Annotated in this window: 17 protein-coding genes; 11 read left to right on the top strand and 6 right to left on the bottom strand. The window is 41.6% G+C overall.

Annotated elements, in window-relative coordinates; genetic code table 11:
- Positions 1-428: 428 nt before the first annotated feature.
- From DP117_RS24790 to DP117_RS24810, 5 genes are all read left to right on the top strand, one after another.
- A complete protein-coding gene (locus DP117_RS24790; protein WP_169220898.1) occupies positions 429-1781 on the top strand; it encodes a condensation domain-containing protein in 1353 nt (450 codons plus the stop codon).
- 34 nt (positions 1782-1815) lie between these two features.
- A complete protein-coding gene (locus DP117_RS24795; RefSeq protein ID WP_169220899.1) occupies positions 1816-2505 on the top strand; it encodes an urease accessory protein UreF in 690 nt (229 codons plus the stop codon).
- Positions 2506-2591: 86 nt separating this feature from the next.
- Positions 2592-3194, top strand: coding sequence for an urease accessory protein UreG (gene ureG / locus DP117_RS24800; RefSeq protein ID WP_169220900.1), 603 nt, complete (start codon positions 2592-2594; stop codon positions 3192-3194).
- Between the two features lie 109 nt (positions 3195-3303).
- Positions 3304-3981 (top strand): AIM24 family protein, encoded by a 678-nt coding sequence (locus DP117_RS24805; RefSeq protein ID WP_169220901.1) that lies wholly within the window; start codon positions 3304-3306, stop codon positions 3979-3981.
- Positions 3982-4172: 191 nt separating this feature from the next.
- Complete coding sequence (locus DP117_RS24810; RefSeq protein ID WP_169220902.1) at positions 4173-5162, top strand: acetamidase/formamidase family protein; 990 nt, start codon at positions 4173-4175, stop codon at positions 5160-5162.
- A gap of 306 nt (positions 5163-5468) precedes the next feature.
- On the opposite strand, the gene DP117_RS24815 is transcribed toward DP117_RS24810, so the two are convergent.
- The 4 genes from DP117_RS24815 to DP117_RS24830 form a co-directional block, all read right to left on the bottom strand.
- Positions 5469-8321 (bottom strand): tetratricopeptide repeat protein, encoded by a 2853-nt coding sequence (locus DP117_RS24815; protein WP_169220903.1) that lies wholly within the window; start codon positions 8319-8321, stop codon positions 5469-5471.
- Positions 8321-9742 carry an AAA family ATPase gene (locus DP117_RS24820; RefSeq protein ID WP_169220904.1) on the bottom strand — a complete coding sequence of 474 codons (1422 nt, stop codon included), beginning with the start codon at positions 9740-9742 and terminating at the stop codon, positions 8321-8323. Before DP117_RS24820 ends, DP117_RS24815 begins: the two co-directional genes overlap by 1 nt.
- Positions 9743-10227: 485 nt before the next feature.
- Positions 10228-11208 carry a 2-dehydropantoate 2-reductase gene (locus DP117_RS24825; protein ID WP_169220905.1) on the bottom strand — a complete coding sequence of 327 codons (981 nt, stop codon included), beginning with the start codon at positions 11206-11208 and terminating at the stop codon, positions 10228-10230.
- A 172-nt stretch (positions 11209-11380) separates the two neighbouring features.
- Positions 11381-12460: an MraY family glycosyltransferase gene (locus DP117_RS24830; RefSeq protein WP_169220906.1), complete on the bottom strand. Its 1080-nt coding sequence runs from the start codon at positions 12458-12460 to the stop codon at positions 11381-11383.
- A gap of 434 nt (positions 12461-12894) precedes the next feature.
- On the opposite strand from DP117_RS24830, the gene groL reads away from it, so the two are divergent.
- The 6 genes from groL to DP117_RS24860 all read left to right on the top strand — a co-directional run bounded on the left by groL (position 12895) and on the right by DP117_RS24860 (position 19746).
- On the top strand, positions 12895-14559 hold the full coding sequence (gene groL / locus DP117_RS24835; RefSeq protein WP_169220907.1) for a chaperonin GroEL: 1665 nt from the start codon (positions 12895-12897) through the stop codon (positions 14557-14559).
- A gap of 619 nt (positions 14560-15178) precedes the next feature.
- Positions 15179-15697, top strand: coding sequence for a hypothetical protein (locus tag DP117_RS24840; protein ID WP_248277817.1), 519 nt, complete (start codon positions 15179-15181; stop codon positions 15695-15697).
- Positions 15698-15794: 97 nt separating this feature from the next.
- Positions 15795-16910 carry a DegT/DnrJ/EryC1/StrS family aminotransferase gene (locus DP117_RS24845; RefSeq protein ID WP_211176324.1) on the top strand — a complete coding sequence of 372 codons (1116 nt, stop codon included), beginning with the start codon at positions 15795-15797 and terminating at the stop codon, positions 16908-16910.
- Positions 16907-17728, top strand: a complete 822-nt coding sequence (locus tag DP117_RS24850) for a methyltransferase, TIGR04325 family (RefSeq protein WP_169220908.1) — start codon at positions 16907-16909, stop codon at positions 17726-17728. The genes DP117_RS24845 and DP117_RS24850 overlap by 4 nt, the downstream gene beginning before the upstream one ends.
- Before the next feature lie 5 nt (positions 17729-17733).
- Positions 17734-18501 carry a class I SAM-dependent methyltransferase gene (locus DP117_RS24855; RefSeq protein ID WP_169220909.1) on the top strand — a complete coding sequence of 256 codons (768 nt, stop codon included), beginning with the start codon at positions 17734-17736 and terminating at the stop codon, positions 18499-18501.
- Positions 18502-19746 carry a glycosyltransferase family 1 protein gene (locus DP117_RS24860; RefSeq protein ID WP_169220910.1) on the top strand — a complete coding sequence of 415 codons (1245 nt, stop codon included), beginning with the start codon at positions 18502-18504 and terminating at the stop codon, positions 19744-19746. It begins immediately after the preceding gene.
- 127 nt (positions 19747-19873) lie between these two features.
- On the opposite strand, the gene DP117_RS24865 is transcribed toward DP117_RS24860, so the two are convergent.
- A complete protein-coding gene (locus tag DP117_RS24865) occupies positions 19874-20665 on the bottom strand; it encodes an SAM-dependent chlorinase/fluorinase (RefSeq protein ID WP_169220911.1) in 792 nt (263 codons plus the stop codon).
- 23 nt (positions 20666-20688) lie between these two features.
- Positions 20689-22260: a DICT sensory domain-containing protein gene (locus DP117_RS24870; RefSeq protein ID WP_169220912.1), complete on the bottom strand. Its 1572-nt coding sequence runs from the start codon at positions 22258-22260 to the stop codon at positions 20689-20691.
- Between the last annotated feature and the right edge of the window lie 179 nt (positions 22261-22439).

Raw genomic sequence — 22439 nt, forward strand, 5'->3', positions numbered from 1 at the left:
GACCCCGTGACTGTCGCAGTCAAAAATACAAGGGTTGTCCATTTTTGCCCTTGGGTTTGCCCAACCCTATTACTTCGACACACCGAGGAGACAACACAGATTAACAAAACGAGGGCTGGCTGTCTGGTGGAGGGGACAATGCGTCGGCTGGCTCAATTTCTGCGTGTAAGACCCCCGACCCAATTTTTTTACGTGTAAGACCCCGCCCCTAGTTAAAACACAGATGTAGTTTTCCTCCGTGCGTCAAACTACATCTACGGCTAGCGCCGCGCTAGTCCCTCTTAGGGACTAGCGCAAACGCTATCAGGAGTTCTCACCCTCCCACTATGTTTTGATAGGAGCTTTTTAAAATGCATAAGTTAATGTTGTGTTCAACCTAATTACTCATGCAGCAAAGTAAAATTGCATTGAATTAACATTGGAGTTTTATGTATCGACGCCTTGGGGTAGGAGAACACTTGCTTTGGTTGTATGACCAGGCAGTACCGTGCCATTTTACATTGACTGCACAGGTAGTGGGAGAATTCAGTACTGACCAATTGCAGCAAGCACTCGCCCAGGTTCAGCAACGTCATCCATTGCTCAGAGTGCGTATTGTCCTTGACATATACAGACAACCCTGGTTCATTGAGGACGTTGCGAGTATTCCGTTGCGAGTTTTGCAACGACAGTCCGAGAAACACTGGGAGCAAATAGTAGAACAAGAGTTTTCTCATCCGTTCGACTGGAGTCAAGCTCCTTTGGTGCGGGTGGTAGTTCTTCACTCCAGCAATGTCTCAGAACTGGTTGTTACCTGCCATCATTCGATTGCAGATGGCTTATCAACTGCGTACTTGTTGCGGGATATTTTACAAGTGCTCGGTACACCTAATTGTGAGCAGCAGCTTTTACCAAAACGCCCGCCTTTTGAAGCTTTGATTCCAGAAATAGCTCTTGCAAGCAAAGACAATATATCTCACCAAGATTTAGAGAACTCAACACAGACTGCATTCGCGCCAAAAGCAGTCAGTCAATTATTCATGGCTGACGATGAACCAAAATCCAACATCCAAACGCTTGAATCGACTATCAACAATTCTACCAATGCAGAGGCAATCTTATCTCAAAGCAGTCGTCCTCGCCTACTTTCTTGGTCGTTGTCCAAAGAAGAAACTTCCACTCTCATCAACCGTTGTCGCCAAGAGCAAACGAGCGTTCATGCTGCTATCTGTGCTGCGTTTCTCTTAGCGATTGATAGCGAAAGCGATACAAAAGCCCAGCAAAACCATTTTCAAGAGCCGTCTACACTGAGATGTTTGTCGCCCGTTAATATCCGTCGTTTGCTCTCGCCCCCGATTGAGGAGGATTTTGGCTACTACTTCTGTCTAACACTTACGTCTGTCACCGTTACCCCCAATTTAACTTTATGGAACTTGGCGCGATCGCTCAAATCTCAACTTAATCAACAAACCTTACCGAACGCAATTTTTGCGCATATCCCTGAAACTCAAGCTTTTTTATCCACAAACCCAAGCCCCAACATAGTACGAGATATGTTGCAAGACTCGAAAGGCTACGATGTTCTTGTCAGTAATCTAGGGCAATTAAATATCCAAAAGCAGTTTGGTCATCTCCACATTGCAGCAATCTATGCTCCTGCAACGATAACACCGATATATAAGCAATTTGTAGGAGTTGCTACCTTAGAAGATAAGATGTTTTTTACTCTTGTCTATTCAGATATATCCCCAGCAAAAGTGGAGCTTCTTCAGAAAGCGGCGATGCAACAACTTGTTTTGTAATACTATATACCGTTTCAGCCGCCAACGCATGCTTATGCACACGATAACACTCACCGATTACCATCTTTTGTATCTTTTGCAACTAGCTAGCCCAGCTTTACCTGTAGGAGCCTATAGTTATTCTGAAGGCTTGGAAACGCTCGTTGAGAATGGCACGATTAATAATCAAGCAGCCTTACAACATTGGTTAGAGGCGGAACTGCGTTACGGCGCAATTCGTTTGGAGGCGGCGGTGATGGTACGAGCTTATCAGTCTGTGAAGGTGGGTGATTTCAAGGCGCTATCATATTGGAATCTGTGGTTATCTGCTGTTCGAGAAACGGAAGAATTACGCGCCTCTAGCTGGCAAATGGGGCGATCGCTCCTCCGGTTACTTGCAGAATTACATCCACAATTCATACCTATTGTCAACACTGTTGGTAATCCTTGCAATTATGCAGTTGCTTTTGGTATTGCAGCTGCTCATTGGGATATTAATATAAAAGCAGCATTACTAGGATATCTGCATACTTGGGTCGGTCATATGGTTACTGCTGGGGTGAAGTTAATCCCTTTGGGACAAACAGCGGGACAGCAGTTATTGCTGGATTTGCAAGGATTGCTTAGTGATGCAGTAAACGAGATTATCGAGTTGAAAGATGAGGAATTAAGTTGTTGTAGTTGGGGTTTGTCGTTGGCGAGTATGAAACATGAGACACTTTATACAAGACTGTTTCGTAGTTAAATCGTCAAAATGCCAACAGCAGGATGCGGAGAAAGTCAAAAGTATTTTACTAATGACTCATGACCAATGACTAATGACTAATGACTATGAGTGCGAATGCTTTTCGAGTTGGTGTTGCAGGTCCGGTGGGATCGGGTAAAACGGCTTTGGTTGATGCTTTGTGTAAGGCGATGCGTGACAAGTATCAAATTGCCGTGGTGACAAATGATATTTATACGCAAGAAGATGCTCAATTTTTGGTGCGTTCTCAAGCTTTGGTAGGCGATCGCATTTTAGGTGTAGAAACTGGCGGTTGTCCTCACACTGCTATTCGGGAAGATGCTTCGATGAATTTAGCCGCCATTGAACAATTGGAGATGCGGTTTTCAGATTTGGATTTGGTGTTTTTAGAAAGTGGTGGTGATAACTTGGCGGCTACCTTCAGTCCTGAGTTGGTAGATTTAACGATTTATGTGATTGATGTTGCTGCTGGTGATAAGATTCCCCGTAAAGGTGGTCCTGGAATTACTAAGTCTGATTTGTTGGTGATTAATAAAACGGATTTGGCTCCCTATGTTGGTGCCGATTTAAGTATCATGGAACGAGATGCTAAAAAAATGCGTGGAGAAAAACCTTTTGTTTTTACAAATTTGAAAACGAAGGAAGGATTGGTGGAGGTCATTCAGTTTGTAGCCACAAATATTTGTTAGGTGATTATCAAAATATTAATCAGGTAGGTTCGTTCAAGGAGGTGACGTAACCAGCAAACTTAATTTGAAAAACGAAAAATTTATATTCATGTAATCACAGAGGAAAGCAATGGCAACTTTTGAAGTTATCGCAAAAGAAGGATTGCGCTTAGTCAAGGTGATTTTGCAAAACGAAACCGTGAGAACGGAGTCTGGTGCTTTGTACTATATGCGTGGCAAGATTACTATGCAATCTAAAGCACCAACAGCCGGTAGTTTTTTAAAATCTCTAGCAACAGGTGAAAATATTTTTCGACCTACTTATACAGGAACTGGTGAATTATATTTGGAGCCTTCTTTATCTGGATTTCACATCATGGAATTAAATGGTAGTGAATGGATTTTAGATAGAGGAGCATACTGGGCAAGTGATGGTACTGTAGAAGTCAGCGTTGAGAGAAATAAATTATTTTCTGGTTTAATCGGTGGCGAAGGTTTGTTTCAAACTAAAGTCAAAGGTAGAGGTAAAGTGGTCATGGTAGCGCAAGGACCTGTTGAAGAGGTGCATTTGCAAAATGACCGCTTGGTTGTTGATGGTAATTTTGCAATCGCTCGCACGAACACCCTAAATTATCGAGTTGAAAAAGCCACTAAGTCTATTTTCGGTTCGATGACTTCGGGTGAATTTTTAGTCAATACTTTTGAGGGAACCGGTACTGTGTTACTTGCTCCTGTTCCTTATTGGGGAGTGATGTTGCTGCGTCAGATGAACTTAGCGCGTCCGACAAATACTTCTGGTTCAGAATAATTAGGAAAGTGCAGAAAAGAAAGGAATTAGAGAATTTCTCGTTCCTTGTCTCTGGCAAGGAATGCATAACTGTGGGCTGCTGCCTCAATATATCAAATAATTGCTGGGAAAGAGAGCCTCCTGTAGTACATTCCTATGCAGAGCATAGGAACGAGAGAAAAATACAAACATAACAAAATACCATAACAACAATGCCTCATCACATTCTCAAAGCCACCAAAGAAACCGTGCATCTAGGTGGATTCTCTCATCTTTTAGAACCAGCACTCACGGTTGACTCTGGCGACACAATTGACGTAGAAACATACACTGGTTACTACGTTTACGACAAAGCACCACCAGAGTTTCTCACACCTGCATTCCTTGATATTTGCCAAAATCTTCCTCCAGAACGCAAAGTTGCAGCAGGACCACATTTACTAACCGGACCAATTTATGTGCAGGGTGCAGAACCTGGAGATGTTTTGGAAGTCAAACTAGAAGCAATAACACCGAGTTTACCTGTTGGCTTTAATGCAATTCGCGCAGGTTGGGGGGCATTACCACATCAATTTCATCAACCAGCTTTGAGATTTATTCCTCTTGATTTAGAAAATAAGATTACAGAATTTCCAATTGATAGTGGTATCAAAATTCCTCTGAAACCTTTTTTTGGTATTCTCGGTGTCGCGACTACAGAAGCATCCCGAAATTCAATTCCTCCTGGTGATTATGGTGGTAATATTGATAACCAGGAACTCCAAGCTGGAACCAAGATTTTTCTGCCAATTTTTGTTCCTGGTGCTTTATTTTCTATCGGTGATGGACATTCAGCACAGGGAGACGGGGAAGTTAATGTTACCGCAATTGAGACTTCAATGAACGGCACGATTCAGTTAAAAGTTCGCAAAGATTTACAATTGACAATGCCAATTGCCGAAACTCCCACAGATATCATCACAATGGGATTTGGTCAAACATTGGATGAAGCTTTGGAACTGGCTTTAAAAAATATGATTTCTTTTTTAGAACATTTCATCAAGTTGTCACCTGAAGATGCTTATGTCTTGTGTAGTTTAGCCGTGAATTTTCGTATTACTCAAGTTGTCAACAGTCCGCAAAAAGGTGTTCATGCAATGTTACCAAAGTCAATATTGCCTTTTGATCAAGGAATCAATTTCTTGATTGAATCTAAAAAGTGATTTTGAGATAATAGGTGCAAGATATAAGCGCCCCACAATGGGGAAGTCAAAAGTATTAAACCCCCTCGCAACTTTTGAAAGAAGCACCATTCTTCTTTACTTTCTGAAATCCTTGCTATGTAAGCGTTAGAAAATGTACATATTAGGAGTTAGTTCAAGTTAGCACTCGATGCTTAAACTCTTCTAGAGCGTCGATACAGTAATGCCAAAAACCCGGTTTCTTTAAACCGAATCGACGAAATATCAATCTTTTCAGGCGAATAAACCGGATTTTTTATCCTCGATTCTGATGAATGTACCGGCGCACTAGTTCAGAAATTGCTGAATTCTGAATTCTTCTTTTTTGACTTCACTGATTTCTGCTTGCTTATTTTGCTTGTTTACCCACACTGCTATTCCCAGGGCGAAGACTGTGAGGCTTGCTATGACAGCTCCTCTGATATACGCCTCTTGTAATCGCCGTTTTAAAAACCGATTTAACTTTGCTTCAGAAAGCTGGCGCTGCTTTTTTTCCTCTTGCAATTCTTTTAATAATTGAGCGCCTCGCTGCTGGCGAATAAAACTCACAAGATAGTCATGAACTAATTGAAATCTGTCAGTTGGGACATCTGGTAGTAGAAAGATTAATCCTGCTTTGACTAAAATTTCTAATACGAAATCTAGCTTTTCGGCTTTATTTTCTAAATTATCTAATAGTTCAGCACGACTTTTTCGAGGACGAGTGTTGTTTTCATCTGTTAGTAAATATAAGACTAACTGGGCGACACATTCATTTTCTGGACCGCAATCTTTAATAATTTCTTCTAAAAATCTCTCGATAAGTTTGCCTTTTGGATTGTCTCCTAGCTGCTGATACTGTTTCAGGGTTGTAATTTTATCTGTTTGCAGTTGCGAACCTACAACTTGCAATTCTATTGGGCGTATCTCTCCGACTTCTTCTGCTAAATCTTGCACGAGTTTATCAATTAGTGATTCTTCTAAGTAAAACTGGGTTGATTCACTAAGCTTTCGGATGATTGATTTCGCTTCATCTCTCACAAAATTACCCAAAGTGTAGAGAATTTTCTTATCTAAAATATTATTATTAATAACTTCTAAGTTAATGAAATCCTGGTTATTACAAACCAATAAGTGATGCAGATAATCCTCCCGCATCGAACAAATAATTTTCACATAAGGTATTTCTAAAAGTTGAGCCATTAATTCATAAGTATGTTGCCGATGCTCCGGATATTTATATAGAAACAAATGTTCTTCAAATTGGTCAAATATTATAACTGTTAATAGATTCTTATTAATGTTTTGTCTCAATTGCTCTAGCAGACTTTCTATCGAGTCTATGTTCGCAGTGTCCGGCTGTATTTTTTTCTTTTCTATCAGTGCTTCTGTTAAAGATTTGCCTAGTTCTCTCATACTATAGTCAGGATAAACTTGCTGCAAAACAGGTAAAACATCACGAGTCCCAATCGATTTTTGTTTCAAAATTGGTATTAAACCTGCCTGCAAAAGTGAGCTTTTGCCCACGCCTGATGGTCCAACAATGATAGTAAGTTTGTGGTCAGGACGACCTAAGCGCTCAATTAAGCGGTCGATATCTCTGTGTCTTCCAGAAGCAACTATTTCTTGCGCAACAGTTCCTTGGCGATCGCACTGAGGCATAACAGGGTTATCCACCTGTTGTTTTGCCTGCAATCTGCCAGCACCAATGAAAGCTCGAAAACCGTACTGTTGCTCAATCGAGCGCTGTTGTTGCTTAATCTCAAAGGCTGTGAGATATTGCCTTTGCTGGAAGTAGCACTTTCGCAATTCTTCCAAAATCTGCAGGTAAAGAGGCGGATCGTAATGAATTTTAGTTTCTACTTTCGCTTTTTCCAAGGTTTTAATCGCTTCTTGGATTAAATTTAAACCTTGCTGTGCTCTTGCTAATGCTAATAAATAACATCCTTGATGATAAGAAAGTGCCCAGTCTAAATTTTTCCTCAGCGCAGACGAAATAGGAGTTGTTGAGACTGCACAAGAAGCACTTAAAAGAAGCGAGAGTGCTGTTTGTGCATATTGTTTCGCTTTTTTCCAATCCAATTTGGCTAATTGCAACTCAGCCAGCAAACCGTAAGCTCGTGCTAACCGAAATGGATCACAATAGATTTGATGGAGATTTAATGCTTTTTGAGCAACAGTTGCTAACTCATCCCACTTTTTTTGCTTTTGTAGAGTCACCCCCAAAATGTTGATAAACTTGGCAGATAAATGAGGGCGATTTGCTTGTTCAAATACGTCAACACATCGCTGAAAATAATCTTTGGCTTGAGCGTAAGCGCGATCATGATCGCATTCCGTTCGATTTCTCTCGGCAAAAGTGTACCACCACAATCCCAGACTGTATAACACACACCCAAGCCGTTCCAGATTCGGGTTAATTTGCCAAAGTTCTAAACTTCGTTCCAAATGATGCCGAGATTGCTCTATTGAGGTATCAGTATCTCGACTCAGAACAAATTCCAAGCTTGCTTCTAATTCAGCGCTTAATCTAATATCTCGATTTTGTAATTCGTGCTTTGCTGACTCCAATTCGACTCGGTGTGGTGAACCAATGCCTAACTCAAAATCATCACTATCCAAAAATACGCCCGCACCTGCTTCTAAAACTTTGCTAAAAACAGCATCGGCTGTTTGCTCAATGAAACTTACTAATTCATGAGTGGGGATTTGAAATTCAACTGTTGTCGCCCAACTGTAAAAATCCGGTGCTAACCTAATAATTTTTTTCAGCACTTTCTCTGTTACCCAGACAACGAGCGGAAAGTCTAAATTTTTACGAAATTCCTCTCTGATGTTATTAGCACTAGTCAGCACTTTATCGAGAGCGCTGATTGATTCTAAGCCGCAGATAATTAACGCTTCCGGCTTTTTTGTTCCAAGTTCAGATTGGATAGCCCCAAACAGAGTTTGAACAGATTTATCCAGAAGAATTTCGCTGATATCGACCGAGCAATACTTTGGCAACTTTGAAACTAAGCGCTGTTGCTTTGCAACAGAATTACAATGAGCCAAGATGAAGGAAAACTCGCCTGCATTCCACTCAATTGCTCTTGTCAATTCCTCCAACGCTTTCTGGTTAGAGTCATCGGCAGTATTTTCGGCTCGTTGTACAAAAGTCATCAATTTAATTCCTTGGCTTCTGCCAGAATTGGGTTCACCTCAAACCAAGACCCTTGACTGTCGCGATACTCATAGACGAACATACTCCGAATCAGAACTAAGTAACCTTCGTCTCCAGTCACGAGTTTGCGCTTATGAACCTCTCGCAGCAACTCCCACTCATCTTCCGTAATCGCCAATGACATTTGATTGCGGCGCGTTCTAATCACGCTTTCTAAACCTTCACGACCAAGCGGCGGTATTCGGTACTTTTTGATCCAGTCATTGAGAAGCCTTAACAATTCTCGGACGTGACCTCCACTGACGCGGCATAGATGATCTAGAGTTTGAGGGGAATCAAAAACTTCTGTGATTAAGTTGACTCGCTGTTCTGGTGGAACATCGGGGAATGCTCTTGCCAGGACCATCTGCCGTAGCAATGCCATTCCTTCAGTACACTCGGTACCATCTCGCAACCGCACTGACACCATTGGTAGCACTTTAGGATCTACCATAAAACGCTGAGTTAACCGACCAATAGCATTAGAAAACAGCAAGTCAAGCGGCATTGTGTAAAGGACGTGGCAGTCCAGTTGGCGCAACTGGTCGCCCCGATCTACAAATAAATATTCAGTTTGAAGACGTCCCCAGGGTTTCTGAGAATTTTCTAGGCGGTCGAGATTATCGACGATCACAACCAGTCCTTTTTTGCCGTGTTGCTTGAGTTTCTCCTTGGCGGGTGTCAGCAGTTCTGAATTAATTGCCTCTAAAATTCCGTTTGTTCGCGGCTCTAAATAGTTTCTTAACTTACTGCGAAGTTCTGGGCTATTTTTGGCTTTAGCTGTAATCTTGCCAATGCCTAGCGCTACCAACGAGATACCTTTCTTACTGTTAGCACTGACTTGACCGAGACCTAGAATATCCGCTTCCAAAGAAAACTGTTCCCCTGTGCTAGCAGTGACTTTGCCAATCCCAGGAATTGTCGCTTCTGCAGAAACCTCCATTTCTGTCTGCAACAGTTTGGCAGCACCTGCAAGCAAATTCTTCAGCCCTTTGGGTTCAGCAATTTCGAGTTTTTCCAAATCTTTAAGACTTTCACTCACTTGGCGGGCGATCGCCAACAAAATATCGCTAATATCAACATCACCAACTTCCAAGTCTTGATCCGACTCAAAATAAATGACGTGAAATCCTTCGCGCTCCAAATCCGCCTTTAACCTCAGCAGCTCAGTAGACTTGCCACAACCGATGTGACCTGTAAACAGTTCGCAAGTCGGTTTATCTGGCGAAAAGAACGTGATATTATCTTTAAGTTCCTCAATAATCTTGCCACCGCGCACTGAGGAAAAATCAATGTAATACTTCTGGTCTTCCTCATTTTTTGCACTTAGAGTCCTACTAGGATTAGTAGCATGAAAAAATTTCCGTAAATCTAGCACCATAACCTTCGCTCCGCTGAAATTCAAGTATTCGCTGCCTACGGCACGCTACGCTAACATTCAAAGTTCAAAAAGAAGAGCTATGTTGTACATAATTTTAAGTACTATTACTGATTGACAAAATATATAAAGTTAACCCTTCATCAACGACTCCAGGCAACTCTTCTACTTATCTATTCGGTGAATAGGTGAAACCAAGGTTTAGTTATGCAGTCATCAAACAAGTATTAACTACAAGACTTACGCAAAAATCGCCCCTAAGGGGGCGCTGCGCCAACGTGTCTACACTACGCTATCGTTACGTATGCCTATGGCTGACGCCACGGCTATCGCCGAACGGCACGCGCTGCGGGACGCGAACAGCATGACAAATCAAGGTTTTTGCCGAATTTATAAACACGCTCTAACATCATTTTGTGACAAATTATTTTGCCATTAGGAAGGAAGTGAATTGGCACTTCCTGCTATATCATTGAGCTTATATTTTTCTAGTTCCCCATGTAGGTTTTCTCCAGCAACTTGACACTGGCATAGATAGCATCAATATGGGGTGTGGGAGTTTGCGTGAGTCTTCCCAGTTCTGCGACAGCGCCGACGATCGCATCAACTTCTGTCGGACGAAACGCTTCAATATCTTGCAGCATCGAAGTTTTGTGAGCACCAACTTTTTGGGCACCTTCAATACGCTGCTCTAAGGTGATGCCAAAATCAATCCCTAGCTTTTGGGCGATCGCCTGTGCTTCGCTCATCATCTGTCTTGCGAGTTCGCGAGTCAAAGGGTATTGGCAAATATGATCGAGTGTTGCACGCGTCAGGGCGCTGATGGGATTAAACGCGAGGTTTCCCCACAACTTCACCCACATATCGGTACGAATTTGAGTGCGTATGGGTGCTTTCAAACCTGCCAACTTCAAAGCTTGCGCTAACAACTGAATCCGTTCGGTTTTAGAAGCATCGATTTCACCAAGACTGAAGCGATCGCCTTCAATATGTTTAATCACACCCGGTTCAACTATCTCAGTTGCTGGGTAAACAACACAACCAATCACGCGGTCAGCACCAATATGAGCTTCAATGGTACCATCCGGATCTACAGATTGAATTTGAGTTCCCTCATACTCGCCACCGTGTTTGCGAAAGTACCACCAGGGAATGCCATTCTGAGCCGTCACTACCATTGTTTCAGGTTTATACAGAGAGGGGAGACTGGGGGCGATCGCCGCCACACTCGTAGTTTTGACAGCCAAAATCACCACATCTTGGATTCCCGCTTGACTTATATCACTGGTTGCCAAACTTGGAGTCGCTATGTCGGTCTTGCCATCCGCCATCATCAGTTTTAGCCCATTTTTTTGAATTGCTTCTAAATGAGCACCACGAGCAATCAACGTCACCTCATTGCCCGATAGAGCCAACTTTGCTCCCAAGTAACCACCAATAGCACCCGCGCCAACAATACAGATTTTCATGATCACTGCACACCACAATTTTGTAGGTAGAGTACCGGAACCAGGAGAAACAATAGAGGATACAGGGAGATGGGGACAAATGAATTCAAAATTCACGCATCGCGCAGGATCTATCGCAAAGCGAAGGATCTAATTCAAAATTTTAAATTTCTGCCCATCTCTCCCATTTTTGTTACGCCTGTCGTATCCTTTGCAAGACAATAAAGCTTAAGAAGACAATGATCCCAGTGGTTGTGACAAGCATTTGTACCAAGGTCATATTTTGTAGCTTCATTGCCAGCAAGTTGCAAATTAAAGCAATAGACCAAAGAATCAGTGCAGCGTGGCGTTGAGATAAACCCCAAGCTAACAAGCGGTGGTGCAAGTGATCTTTACCAGGGGTACTCAGAGGATTTTTCCCTGCCATCAGGCGTCGGATAAACACTTGAGTGGTATCGAGTACTGGTAACAGCAAAAACAAAACGGGTGCTACCAGGGAGACAGCCGTGGGTCCTTGGATGTTACCTAAAATACTAGTAGCAGCTAGCACATAACCAAAAAAGTAAGCTCCAGCATCACCCATAATAATGCGTGAGGGATGGAAGTTGTGACGCAAGAAGCCCAAAGCTGCACCTCCCAATGCTGCTAGAACTAATGTTGCTGCTGCACGGTTAGGAACCTGAGCTGAAACCGCTAATAAACTTATGGCGGTAATAAAGCTGACGCCTCCCGCCAAACCGTCCATACCATCCATTAAGTTGATGGCATTCGTGATACCTACTACCCATAGTACTGTTAGTATTATTGAGATTGTAGAGTCAATAGGAGTTCCAAAAGAGAATTCAATGGTAATACGATTAGCAACCAATAATAGAGCGGTGAGTATCTGAATTAACAATCGAACAAGAGGGGGTAAACCAAACTGGTCATCGATAAAGCCCACAAGAACTAATACCGAACCTCCCAAAAGAATTGTCTGTACCTGAGCGAGTACTCTTTCAAGTTCAATCGGTCGTAACAGACTAGCCAAAACCACAGCAGCAATGACTCCTGCGTAAATAGCCAGACCTCCTGCATTAGGCAAAGGTTCTCGGTTAAGCCGTCGTGCATTCGGTTGGTCAGCCCAACCTACTCGTAAGGCAAACTTGCGAACTGCCGGAATCAAACGCCAAGTAACGCTACAAGCTAAAAGAAATGTAAATACTACTGCTAACCAGCCGGAACCGCTAGGATCAGCAATGCCAAGCGAACGAAGGGAGCTATATATGTTCATCTCCCGATTTAACTATTACTGCTACTGTTTATAAGCATCAAATGTATATTAGTCAATTTTTTCCTAACTCTCTTGTGTAATCTCTTAAGAAGTTGCTTCTCATAATTGGGATTGTCGCCCCTAGTCTTGGGTTCGTGATCTCCGTTTTTGTCGCCTTCACGAGTACTCGTACAGCGGTCCACGACTGTCGTGAGGAAAGGTTGTCGGATTTTTCTCATTTTGTGCGTCCTTTGTTCTCTTTGCTGACGAGGTCTTACACGTAAAAAAATGGGCGGGGGACAAATGCGTGACCGGAACTCCGCAGTAGGCAGGGGAAACGCTCTAGCCGCAAAGCATAGAGGCGAACTTGTTCCTAAATTCTTCACGTGAAAGGATTAGCAGTCTTGCCCGCTGAGTGCTAAATTGTCTATTGGAAGCGCTAGAGAACACAAAACATGGCAAAAATTGTTGCATTTGATGAAGAGTCGCGACGGGCGTTAGAACGTGGCATCAACGCTCTTGCTGATGCTGTGAAAATTACTTTAGGACCAAAAGGTCGTAACGTTCTGTTAGAGAAAAAATTTGGGGCACCCCAAATTGTTAACGATGGTATCACCGTTGCCAAAGAAATTGAACTGGAAGACCCGTTAGAAAACACTGGGGCAAAACTCGTCCAGGAAGTGGCGTCAAAAACCAAAGATGTGGCTGGGGATGGAACCACCACAGCGACTGTGTTGGCGCAAGCGTTGATTAAAGAAGGTTTGAAGAATGTTGCTGCAGGTAGCAACCCTATTGCCCTAAAGCGGGGAATTGACAAAACCGTTGAGGCGTTGGTGCTGGAAATTGCAGCAGTCGCTAAGCCTGTAGAAGGTGCGGCGATCGCCCAAGTTGCGACTGTTTCCGCTGGAAACGACGAAGAAGTCGGTCAAATGTTGGCTGAGGCGATGGAGAAAGTCACCAAAGACGGTGTGATCACCGTTGAAGAATCTAAATCCCTGACAACCGATTTAGAAGTTGTTGAAGGGATGCAAATTGACAGGGGTTATATTTCTCCGTACTTCATCACCAACAACGAACGGATGACGGTGGAATTTGAAAATGCCCGCATCCTGATTACTGATAAAAAAATCAGCAGTGTCCAAGACTTAGTTCCAGTTTTGGAAAAAGTCGCTCGTTTGGGTCAACCGTTGCTGATTATCGCCGAAGATGTAGAAGGGGAAGCTTTAGCAACTTTGGTAGTCAACAAAGCACGGGGAGTGCTAACTGTCGCCGCCATCAAATCCCCTGGATTTGGCGATCGCCGTAAAGCAATGTTACAAGACATTGCCATTCTCACTGGCGGTCAAATGATTTCTGAAGAAATCGGCTTAAGCTTAGATACTGCTTCTTTGGAAATGCTGGGAACTGCCCGGAAAATCACAATTGACAAAGAAAACACTACCATCGTCGCTGCTGGTGAAAACGCAAAAGCAGACGTACAGAAGCGAATTGGTCAAATTCGTAAACAACTAGAAGAAACCGATTCAGAATACGATAAAGAAAAACTGCAAGAGCGGATCGCCAAGTTAGCCGGTGGAGTTGCAGTCATTAAAGTGGGTGCGGCGACAGAAACCGAACTCAAAGACCGTAAACTGCGAATTGAAGATGCTCTTAATGCTACCAAAGCTGCTGTGGAAGAAGGAATCGTTCCTGGTGGTGGAACAACACTGATTCATTTGTCCAAGAAAGTGCAAGAGGTCAAAAATACTCTTGAGGTAGAAGAACAGATTGGGGCTGATATTGTAGGGCGATCGCTTGAATCCCCCTTGCGTCAAATTGCAGACAACGCTGGTGTTGAAGGCTCTGTTATTGTCGCCAGAGTGCGGGAAACTGATTTCAACATTGGTTACAATGCTGCTACTGGGGAATTTGAAGACTTAATTGCTGCTGGAATTATCGATCCTGCAAAAGTCGTGCGTTCAGCCTTACAAAACGCTGCTTCCATCGCTGGAATGGTTTTAACCACTGAAGCGATTGTCGTCGAGAAACCTGAGAAGAAACCCGCCGGTGGTGCGCCTGACATGGGCGGTATGGGCGGTATGGGCGGTATGGGCGGCATGGGCGGTATGGGCATGATGTAGTCTTATTGACCATGTACAGTCTAGTAGGGTGGGCACTGCCTGCCTTACTTATTTTTTGGTGATTAACAAGCTTTTTATCCAAAATATGGGAGTCAGGAGACAGAAAAATTCTGTCTCCTGACTCTTAATTTTCATTCGTTCTAGTGACGAATTTGTCATGATCGCTATTAAATACGGAAAAAATTATACCTTATTTATTCAGATCAACCACTGCTGTACCTGGAAAAAAACAAAACTACTTAAATTCTTTAAATTGTTTTTCAACAGCTCATTTTTTTCTGTCATGGCTAAAAGCTTGATTTTACAAACGTTCCAGCGTTTTCCTTTTAAAAAACTATATTTTTTACATTTAATTCAAGTATAATTACGGTGTTTTTTTTATGAAAAACTGGATACTAGCGTCATTGATTTGTAATAATTAAATTAACAGCAAGTGCTCAACGAGGGGAACCTCCAAAGGCACAGTGGCTCAGCAAAAGCACACAACTTCCTAATGTTCGAACAAAGCAAAAGTTAAAAAAGAATTCAGAATCCAGAATTCAAGAACGAAGCCTCTGACGATTGACACCTTCTCAACAAGTACATTTTATTTGCGCCTACTTACTAATATTTGAACACAATGATTGAAAATATTCTGCACTGCAATCAGCTTTTAGCTTTAATTGTATCTAACAGTTTTCAAAAATCTGGAATTCATTTCTTTACTCCTAATAACCTTTCTCAACAGTTGGCTTATATGCATCATCCAACAGGGAAAGTTATTCAGCCTCATGTTCATAACTCTGTTCGCAGAGAAATTATTCATACACAAGAAGTTCTGTTTCTAAAAAAAGGTAAACTGCGGGTAGATTTCTATAACGATCAACAGCAATACTTAGAAAGCCGTATTTTAGAAGCAGGTGATGTCATTCTACTAGTGAGTGGTGGTCACGGTTTTGAAGTGCTTGAAGAAATAGAAATGATAGAGGTGAAACAAGGCCCTTATGTGGGAGAACAGGATAAAACTAGGTTTAGTGGTATCACTTCAGCGCAAGTAAAAATAGCACAGTTAAACCAAGAATTAGAAAGAATAGAAGTGAAGCAAAATTCGTATATTAAGAAAGAAGATGAAATGAGCTTGATTGGTATTGGTTCATAACAGACAAATATCATAGAGTTATAAAAATTGATGAGATGTGTTCGGTGTATATGAACTGCTCTGCAAGTCAAGTAATGGTCATTGAATTAAGTCGATAATGAACCCAATTCCAGTAAATGAGCCTCTGCTAGATGGTAACGAGAAGAAATACTTGATTTCATGTATTGAAACGGGCTGGATTTCTTCTGAAGGACCATTTGTTAGACAATTTGAAGAAGAATTTGCGAACCGTATGGGACGCAAATATGGCATTGCTGTCAGTAACGGTTCTGTTGCTCTTGATGCAGCAATTGTTGCATTGGAAATTGGCAAAGGAGATGAAGTGATTTTGCCGACTTTCACTATTATCTCCTGTGCTGCAGCTATCGTCCGCGCTGGTGCAATTCCAGTTGTCGTAGATTGTGATCGCAACACCTGGAATGTGGATGTTAGCCAAATTGAGGCAAAGATAACATCCAGAACAAAAGCAATTATGGTTGTCCACATCTATGGTTTACCTGTAGATATGGAACCAGTTTTAGCCTTAGCTGACAAGTATGGCTTATATGTGATTGAAGATGCAGCTGAAATGCATGGTCAAACCTATAAAAGTATTCCTTGTGGTAGCTTTGGCAACATCAGTACATTCAGCTTTTATCCCAACAAACACATCACGACAGGTGAAGGAGGAATGCTGCTCACCGATGATGAACTTTTAGCACAAAAATGTCGTTCGTTGCGGAATCTATGCTTCCAACCAGAAAAACGGTTTGTGCATGAGGAGTTGGGTTGGAATATGCGGATGAGTAATATACAAGCAGCGATTGGGGTTGCTCAATTAGAACGCTTAGATGAGTTCATAGCACGTAAGCGACGAATAGGACAGATTTATACAGAATTATTTGCAAATATTCCTAGTATAGAATTACCGCTGCCACAGACTGAATATGCAAATAATATCTACTGGGTATATGGTTTAGTTCTGAAAGACGAAGTATCGTTTGATGCAACAGAAGTCATGCAGCGTCTTGCTCAAAAAAAGATTGGGACTCGTCCTTTCTTTTGGTGTATGCATGAGCAACCTGTATTCAAAAAGATGGGATTATTTGAGGGAGAATCTTACCCAGAAGCAGAAAGAATTGCTCGTCGAGGTTTTTATATTCCTAGCGGACTAGCACTGACGGATGAACAAATGGAACGGGTAGTGCTGGCAGTTAAAGATATATTAAAATGAAGAGAATTCTTAAGCAAATTCCATTTGCTAAACAGATTTACCGACAATTTCAGGAAACCCAGTATAAGCGCCAGTTTGCTGGAGACTGCTACGGCGGTTTTTGGGGAGTCTTTCAAACATTTGAGCAAGCTATCCAAGCATCACCGAGAACGAAAAATATTGGATACGATGATGCCAATCTAGCTCACGAATACCAGCAAATGCTAGAGGAAAATAACTGGGAGAACAGCGGTGGTGTTGTTGGTTCTTTTGATTATCCAGTTCTCTTCTGGCTCAACTCAATTTTTTCTCATGAGGAGATTCAAACAATTTTTGATTTTGGCGGTAATGTTGGAATTCATTTTTATAGTTATGCAAAATATATAGAGTATCCAGCCAATTTAAAGTGGACAGTTTGCGATGTGCCGACAATAGTTAATGCTGGTGTAAGTCTTGCTACAAAACGCTGTGTTCAAGGATTAGATTTTACCATCAATTCTCAAGATGTAAATGAGAAAGAAATTTTTCTTTCTTCTGGAACCATTCAGTATGTAGAAAGTTCAGTTAAGACACTTTTTAAAAATGGTAAACCTAAACATGTATTGATAAATCGTTTGCCTTTATATGATGGTGAACAGTTTGTGACTTTACAAAATGGAGGCAAGGTTTTTTATCCACAGTATGTGTTCAAGAAAAACCAATTTATAGAAGAATTAAGTACGATTGGTTATGAGTTAATTGATATTTGGGAAGATAGAGTTGATTCTTGCATAATTCCCTTTCATCCAGAAAAATCAGTTTCTTGTTATCACGGATTGTATCTAAAACTTAAGTATTAATCATCATGACTATTTTTAACAACTATGCTCGGTACTATGATCTTCTGTATCGGGATAAAGATTATCTTGGAGAAACACAGTTTATTCAACAGTTGATTAAAAGCCATGCATCAGAGACTCGAAACATTTTAGAGTTAGGTTGTGGTACAGGTATTCACGCGCTTTTGTTGGCAAAGCAAGGTTATCAAGTTCATGGAGTAGAAATTAGCCACCAGATGCTGCAAAAAGCTGATGAACGCCTCTGTTGTCTTTCACCAGACTTAGGCTCTCAGCTAAAATTTACTCATGGAGATATTCGTACCGTCAGGCTAAATCAGACTTTTGATGTTATTTTATCTCTATTTCATGTCGTTAGTTACCAGACAACGAATGAGGATTTACTAGCGACTTTCGCGACAGTTAAAGAGCATTTGAAACCGGGTGGAATTTTTATTTTTGATGTTTGGTATGGACCAGCAGTGTTGAGCGATCGCCCCACAGTCAGAGTAAAACGTTTAGAAGATGAGCAGATTTTCTTAACGAGAATTGCTGAACCAGTCATGTATCCAAATGAAAATTGTGTAGATGTCAATTATCAAATTTTCATTAGAGAGAAAAATAGTGACACTGTTGAGGTGTTACAAGAAACTCATCAAATGCGCTACTTATTCAAACCAGAAATTGAGTTTTTATTGCGAGAATTTAAGATACAAATTGTTGCTTCTGGTGAATGGATGAGTAATCAGGAAGCAGGTTTTAATACCTGGGGAGTTTACTTTATTGGGAGAGCATGAATGAAAGTTGCTGTCTTTTTAAGTGAAGAATTACCAGATATTGGTGGTGGTCATACATTTAATAGTGAAATATTTCATTCGATCCTAAAGTTAGAAACAGAAAGCAATCACACTTTTGTCGTATGTGGTTGGAGTGAAAAAACTCCTTCTGCAGTCTTACTGTCAAAGAATATCCAGTATTTATCTATTTCTGCTAAGTTACAAGAACGTAGAGAATATAAATTTTCCGCCATTCAAACTGCTGTTTTACAGAAGCTGCGCCATCCACGAAGTCGTTTCAAAATAGAACAATGGCATTCAAAATTTCTTCTCAATACTCTAGTTAAAAATGGCATCGACATTATTTGGCATTTAAGACCAGATTGCATAACAATGGAGCTGCCTTATATTACAACAGTATGGGATTTGCAACATCGTATGCAACCATATTTTCCAGAAGTCAGTATAAAAGGCGAATGGAATACGCGAGAACAAGCTTATGCGACTATGTTAAAGCGAGCTTCGTTCATTATCACAGGGACAGAAGCAGGAAAGATGGAAGTTGAGCGACTTTATCAAGTACCAGAAGAACGTATTAGAGTCATACCATTTCCAACGCCCAGATTTACCTTAAGTACTACTTTAGATGACGATCAGCAAATTTTTCAGAAGTATAATCTTCCACAAAATTATTTATTCTATCCTGCTCAATTTTGGTCTCACAAAAACCATGCTGGTTTGCTACTAGCTGTTAAATGGTTAAAAGATAAATATAATCTTATTTTTCCAGTCGTGTTTACTGGCTCAGACAAAGGAAATAAGGAATATATTAGGAAAATGGCAGATGAATTAGAGCTATCTAAACAGGTTCATTTTCTGGGATTTGTATCTCAGGAAGATTTAACTGCTCTCTACCGTAATGCATTTGCCCTGACTTTTGTAACATTTTTTGGTCCTGATAATTTACCGCCTTTAGAAGCATTTGCTTTGGAATGTCCTGTTATTGCTTCAAAGGTTTCAGGTGCTCAAGAGCAACTAGGAAATGCAGCGTTATTAGTTGATCCCAAAGAGCCAGAACAGATTGCTCTAGCTATTAAGTCATTATGGGATGATACGGTTCTGCGTCAGACTCTTGTGGAACGTGGATTGATAAGAGCATCTAAGTGGACAGGCAAGGATTATGTCAAAGGTGTTTTTTCACTTTTAGATGAGTTTGCAGCTATTCGACGTTGTTGGAGTCGTACAAATTCAATACTACTCGGTTAAAAAAATTGGCGTTGATTAGTCACGCATTGGTGTAAAAAACCCGGTTTCTTTGAATTGAGCAAAAAGCTTTAACTCGTTCTTTTCATCAAACACTAAACCGGGTTTTTGGGCTTACTGTACTGGTGCTTTATCCAATGCGAGTAATCACCTGATTAACACGGGGTTTACCAAAGCGTTCCCAAGCGTTACCACCACGTAAAAACAGTTCCATCCAACGAACTGATTTTGATCCATCAGCCATTGACCAACCAGAACTCCCAGGAGAAAAAGCTAAAGTTCCTTCTGGCACTTTAAAACTGCCATCGCAGTATACCGCATCACTGACAACATCACCAACGCGGATGACAACCTTTTCTTCTGGTTTAAGATTGACAGTATCTGCTGCAATTGTGGTTTTAATGTTACCGTAACCATCAGTCCAAGCAACGCGATCGCCTGGATAATCAGGTATACTACTTGGATGCAAAACTTCTCCTAAAAGGCTAAAGTCGCCTTTAGCAATAGCTGCTACAGCATTGGGAAAGACATCACGTGAGCGAAACTGCGAGCCGCCTCTAGAAACCTTGACAATATACATATTTTGTGCATATTTCTTGAGAAAAGAGAGACTGTAACCAGCATTAACGCCGACGACTTTGACACCGTTAGGTAAGACTACATAAGTCAGTCCTTCACCTTCATTGTCTTGTCGAGGTTGTTTATCATCTTGGCGAGGCGCACAGTTATGATAAATAAGACGCTCCGGAGGACCAGGATTAAGACCTAGTTGGGCAATCCAAAAACCTGTCGCCAGAGTACTAAAGGCAGGAACTGAGAGAGTGTGAATCTGTGATCCAGGCAGTACCATGAGTAACCGTTGTGTCACCTCAACGAAAGCCGGATCACCATTACCATAATCTGCAATTAAGGTGATGAACATAAACTTTGAATCTCAGACTAACCTTAAATGGACTCTTGTGGGGGATGAACAGAAGCTATGGCTAGTCGCACAGTAAAAGTGGAACCTTCACATAGCTTACTTTTGACAGAAACAGAACCACTACAACGACATAGCAATAATTGCACAATTGATAGACCTAAGCCAACACCACCAGGATCTTGTGTTGTAGTTGAACGTAAGCGATAAAAGCGGTCAAAAATTTTAGGAATCTCGCTATCGGTAATACCAATACCAGTATCGCGAAATTCTAGTTGAACATAATCACCCTGAACACGCGCTTGTACCCAAACCTGTCCACCAATGGATGTGAATTTAAGACTGTTAGAAAGCAAATTAATCACAATCTGCCTTAGTCCACCGCTGACACACCAAACAGCAGGAAGTTCAGTTGGTACGGTGTAAGCGATCATGATACCTTTTTCTCGGGCTAGAGGCTGGTAAATACTAACGACTCCAGGTACAACTTCCGAAAGACGTACAATCTCCAAAGGCATCTGCGCTAAATCCCGCTCTAACTGTACCAGATCCATGACACCGGTAATCAAAGCATTTTGGCGATCGCACTCTTGTTTGAGCATCTGAAAATACCGTTGTCGCTGAGTGGGTTTGAGATGAGGGGAACTTAAAAGACTCAGCGCTGTCTTCATGTGTGTCAGAGGTGCTCGCAGTTCTTGACACACATTGCTCAAATATTCATCTTTGAGTTGTAGCATCTCGTGCAGTTTTTGATTTTTCTGCTGCATCCTAGCAACACGCCTCATCGTTATTTGACGATGAATTTCATCCTGTCGCTGTAATTGTTTTGCCAACAGTTGACTCATGAGTGTTGGACTTGGTGCTGGCGGACAAATAAAATCAGCAGGTATCAGTAAGGATGACTCTGGTGTGATAGCCTGTTTAATAATATCTAACGCTTGTTGAATAATTTGTCCTTCAAAAGTCGTGACAGCAAGTAACGGTGGGTTGTTTTTTCTGCTTGCTTTCGCTAAGCTGTTGTTGCCTTTTCTAAATGGTCTATGAGCCAGAATGAGACAGCAAAACTGTGACGACAACACCATCACAAAGTATTCTCGTTGTAACAGGCTATTGGGTAGGATCTGAACCCTCAAAGATTGGGAAGATAAAGATATAGGAGAAGATGGGGGAGCACAAAAAGACACATACTGAGTGGGTTCCTCGACTTGTAGAAGCTTGGAAGGTGGCGACTGTTCGTGAAAACGGGGAAACTCAGACACAGAGACAAAACAATTCTCTGCGTCACTTTGTCTCATAATCTGGGCGTCTTCACCCTCTTTTTCTACTTCCGTTTTGCTTTCCTCAATGCGCAAAGTACGAATGACATCAGATACTGTCAGTTGTTGGTGATAACGCTGAATTTCTGAGTGCCAAATTTTTCCAGGTGGTAGCTTGATCCACAAAGTAGCTGCAATCTGTTGCTCAATGAGTAAATCAACTTGTGATCTCAAAAGTGACAGTAGAGTAGCAGGACTATGGGGCAAGAATTGAGGAAGCGTTTGCATCCCTGAAGTCAGCTGCTGATAAACAGACACATCTTGAGCAAAAAAAAAGTTCATGGATTAAGCACAACAAGGAAAAGAACGAACCAAAAGAGACTGGCTAGTTTCTCATCTTAAATTAAGAAAGTCGCAAAAAAACTTTATCTTTTGGTTAGTATACTCCGTAAAATTCAAGAGTCCCTGAGTTCAGTGGGCATGGATAGGGGTTGGAAGCTGTAACTTGATTTCTGTACACA

The organism is Brasilonema sp. UFV-L1 (assembly GCF_012912105.1).
Taxonomy (GTDB): Bacteria; Cyanobacteriota; Cyanobacteriia; order Cyanobacteriales; family Nostocaceae; genus Brasilonema.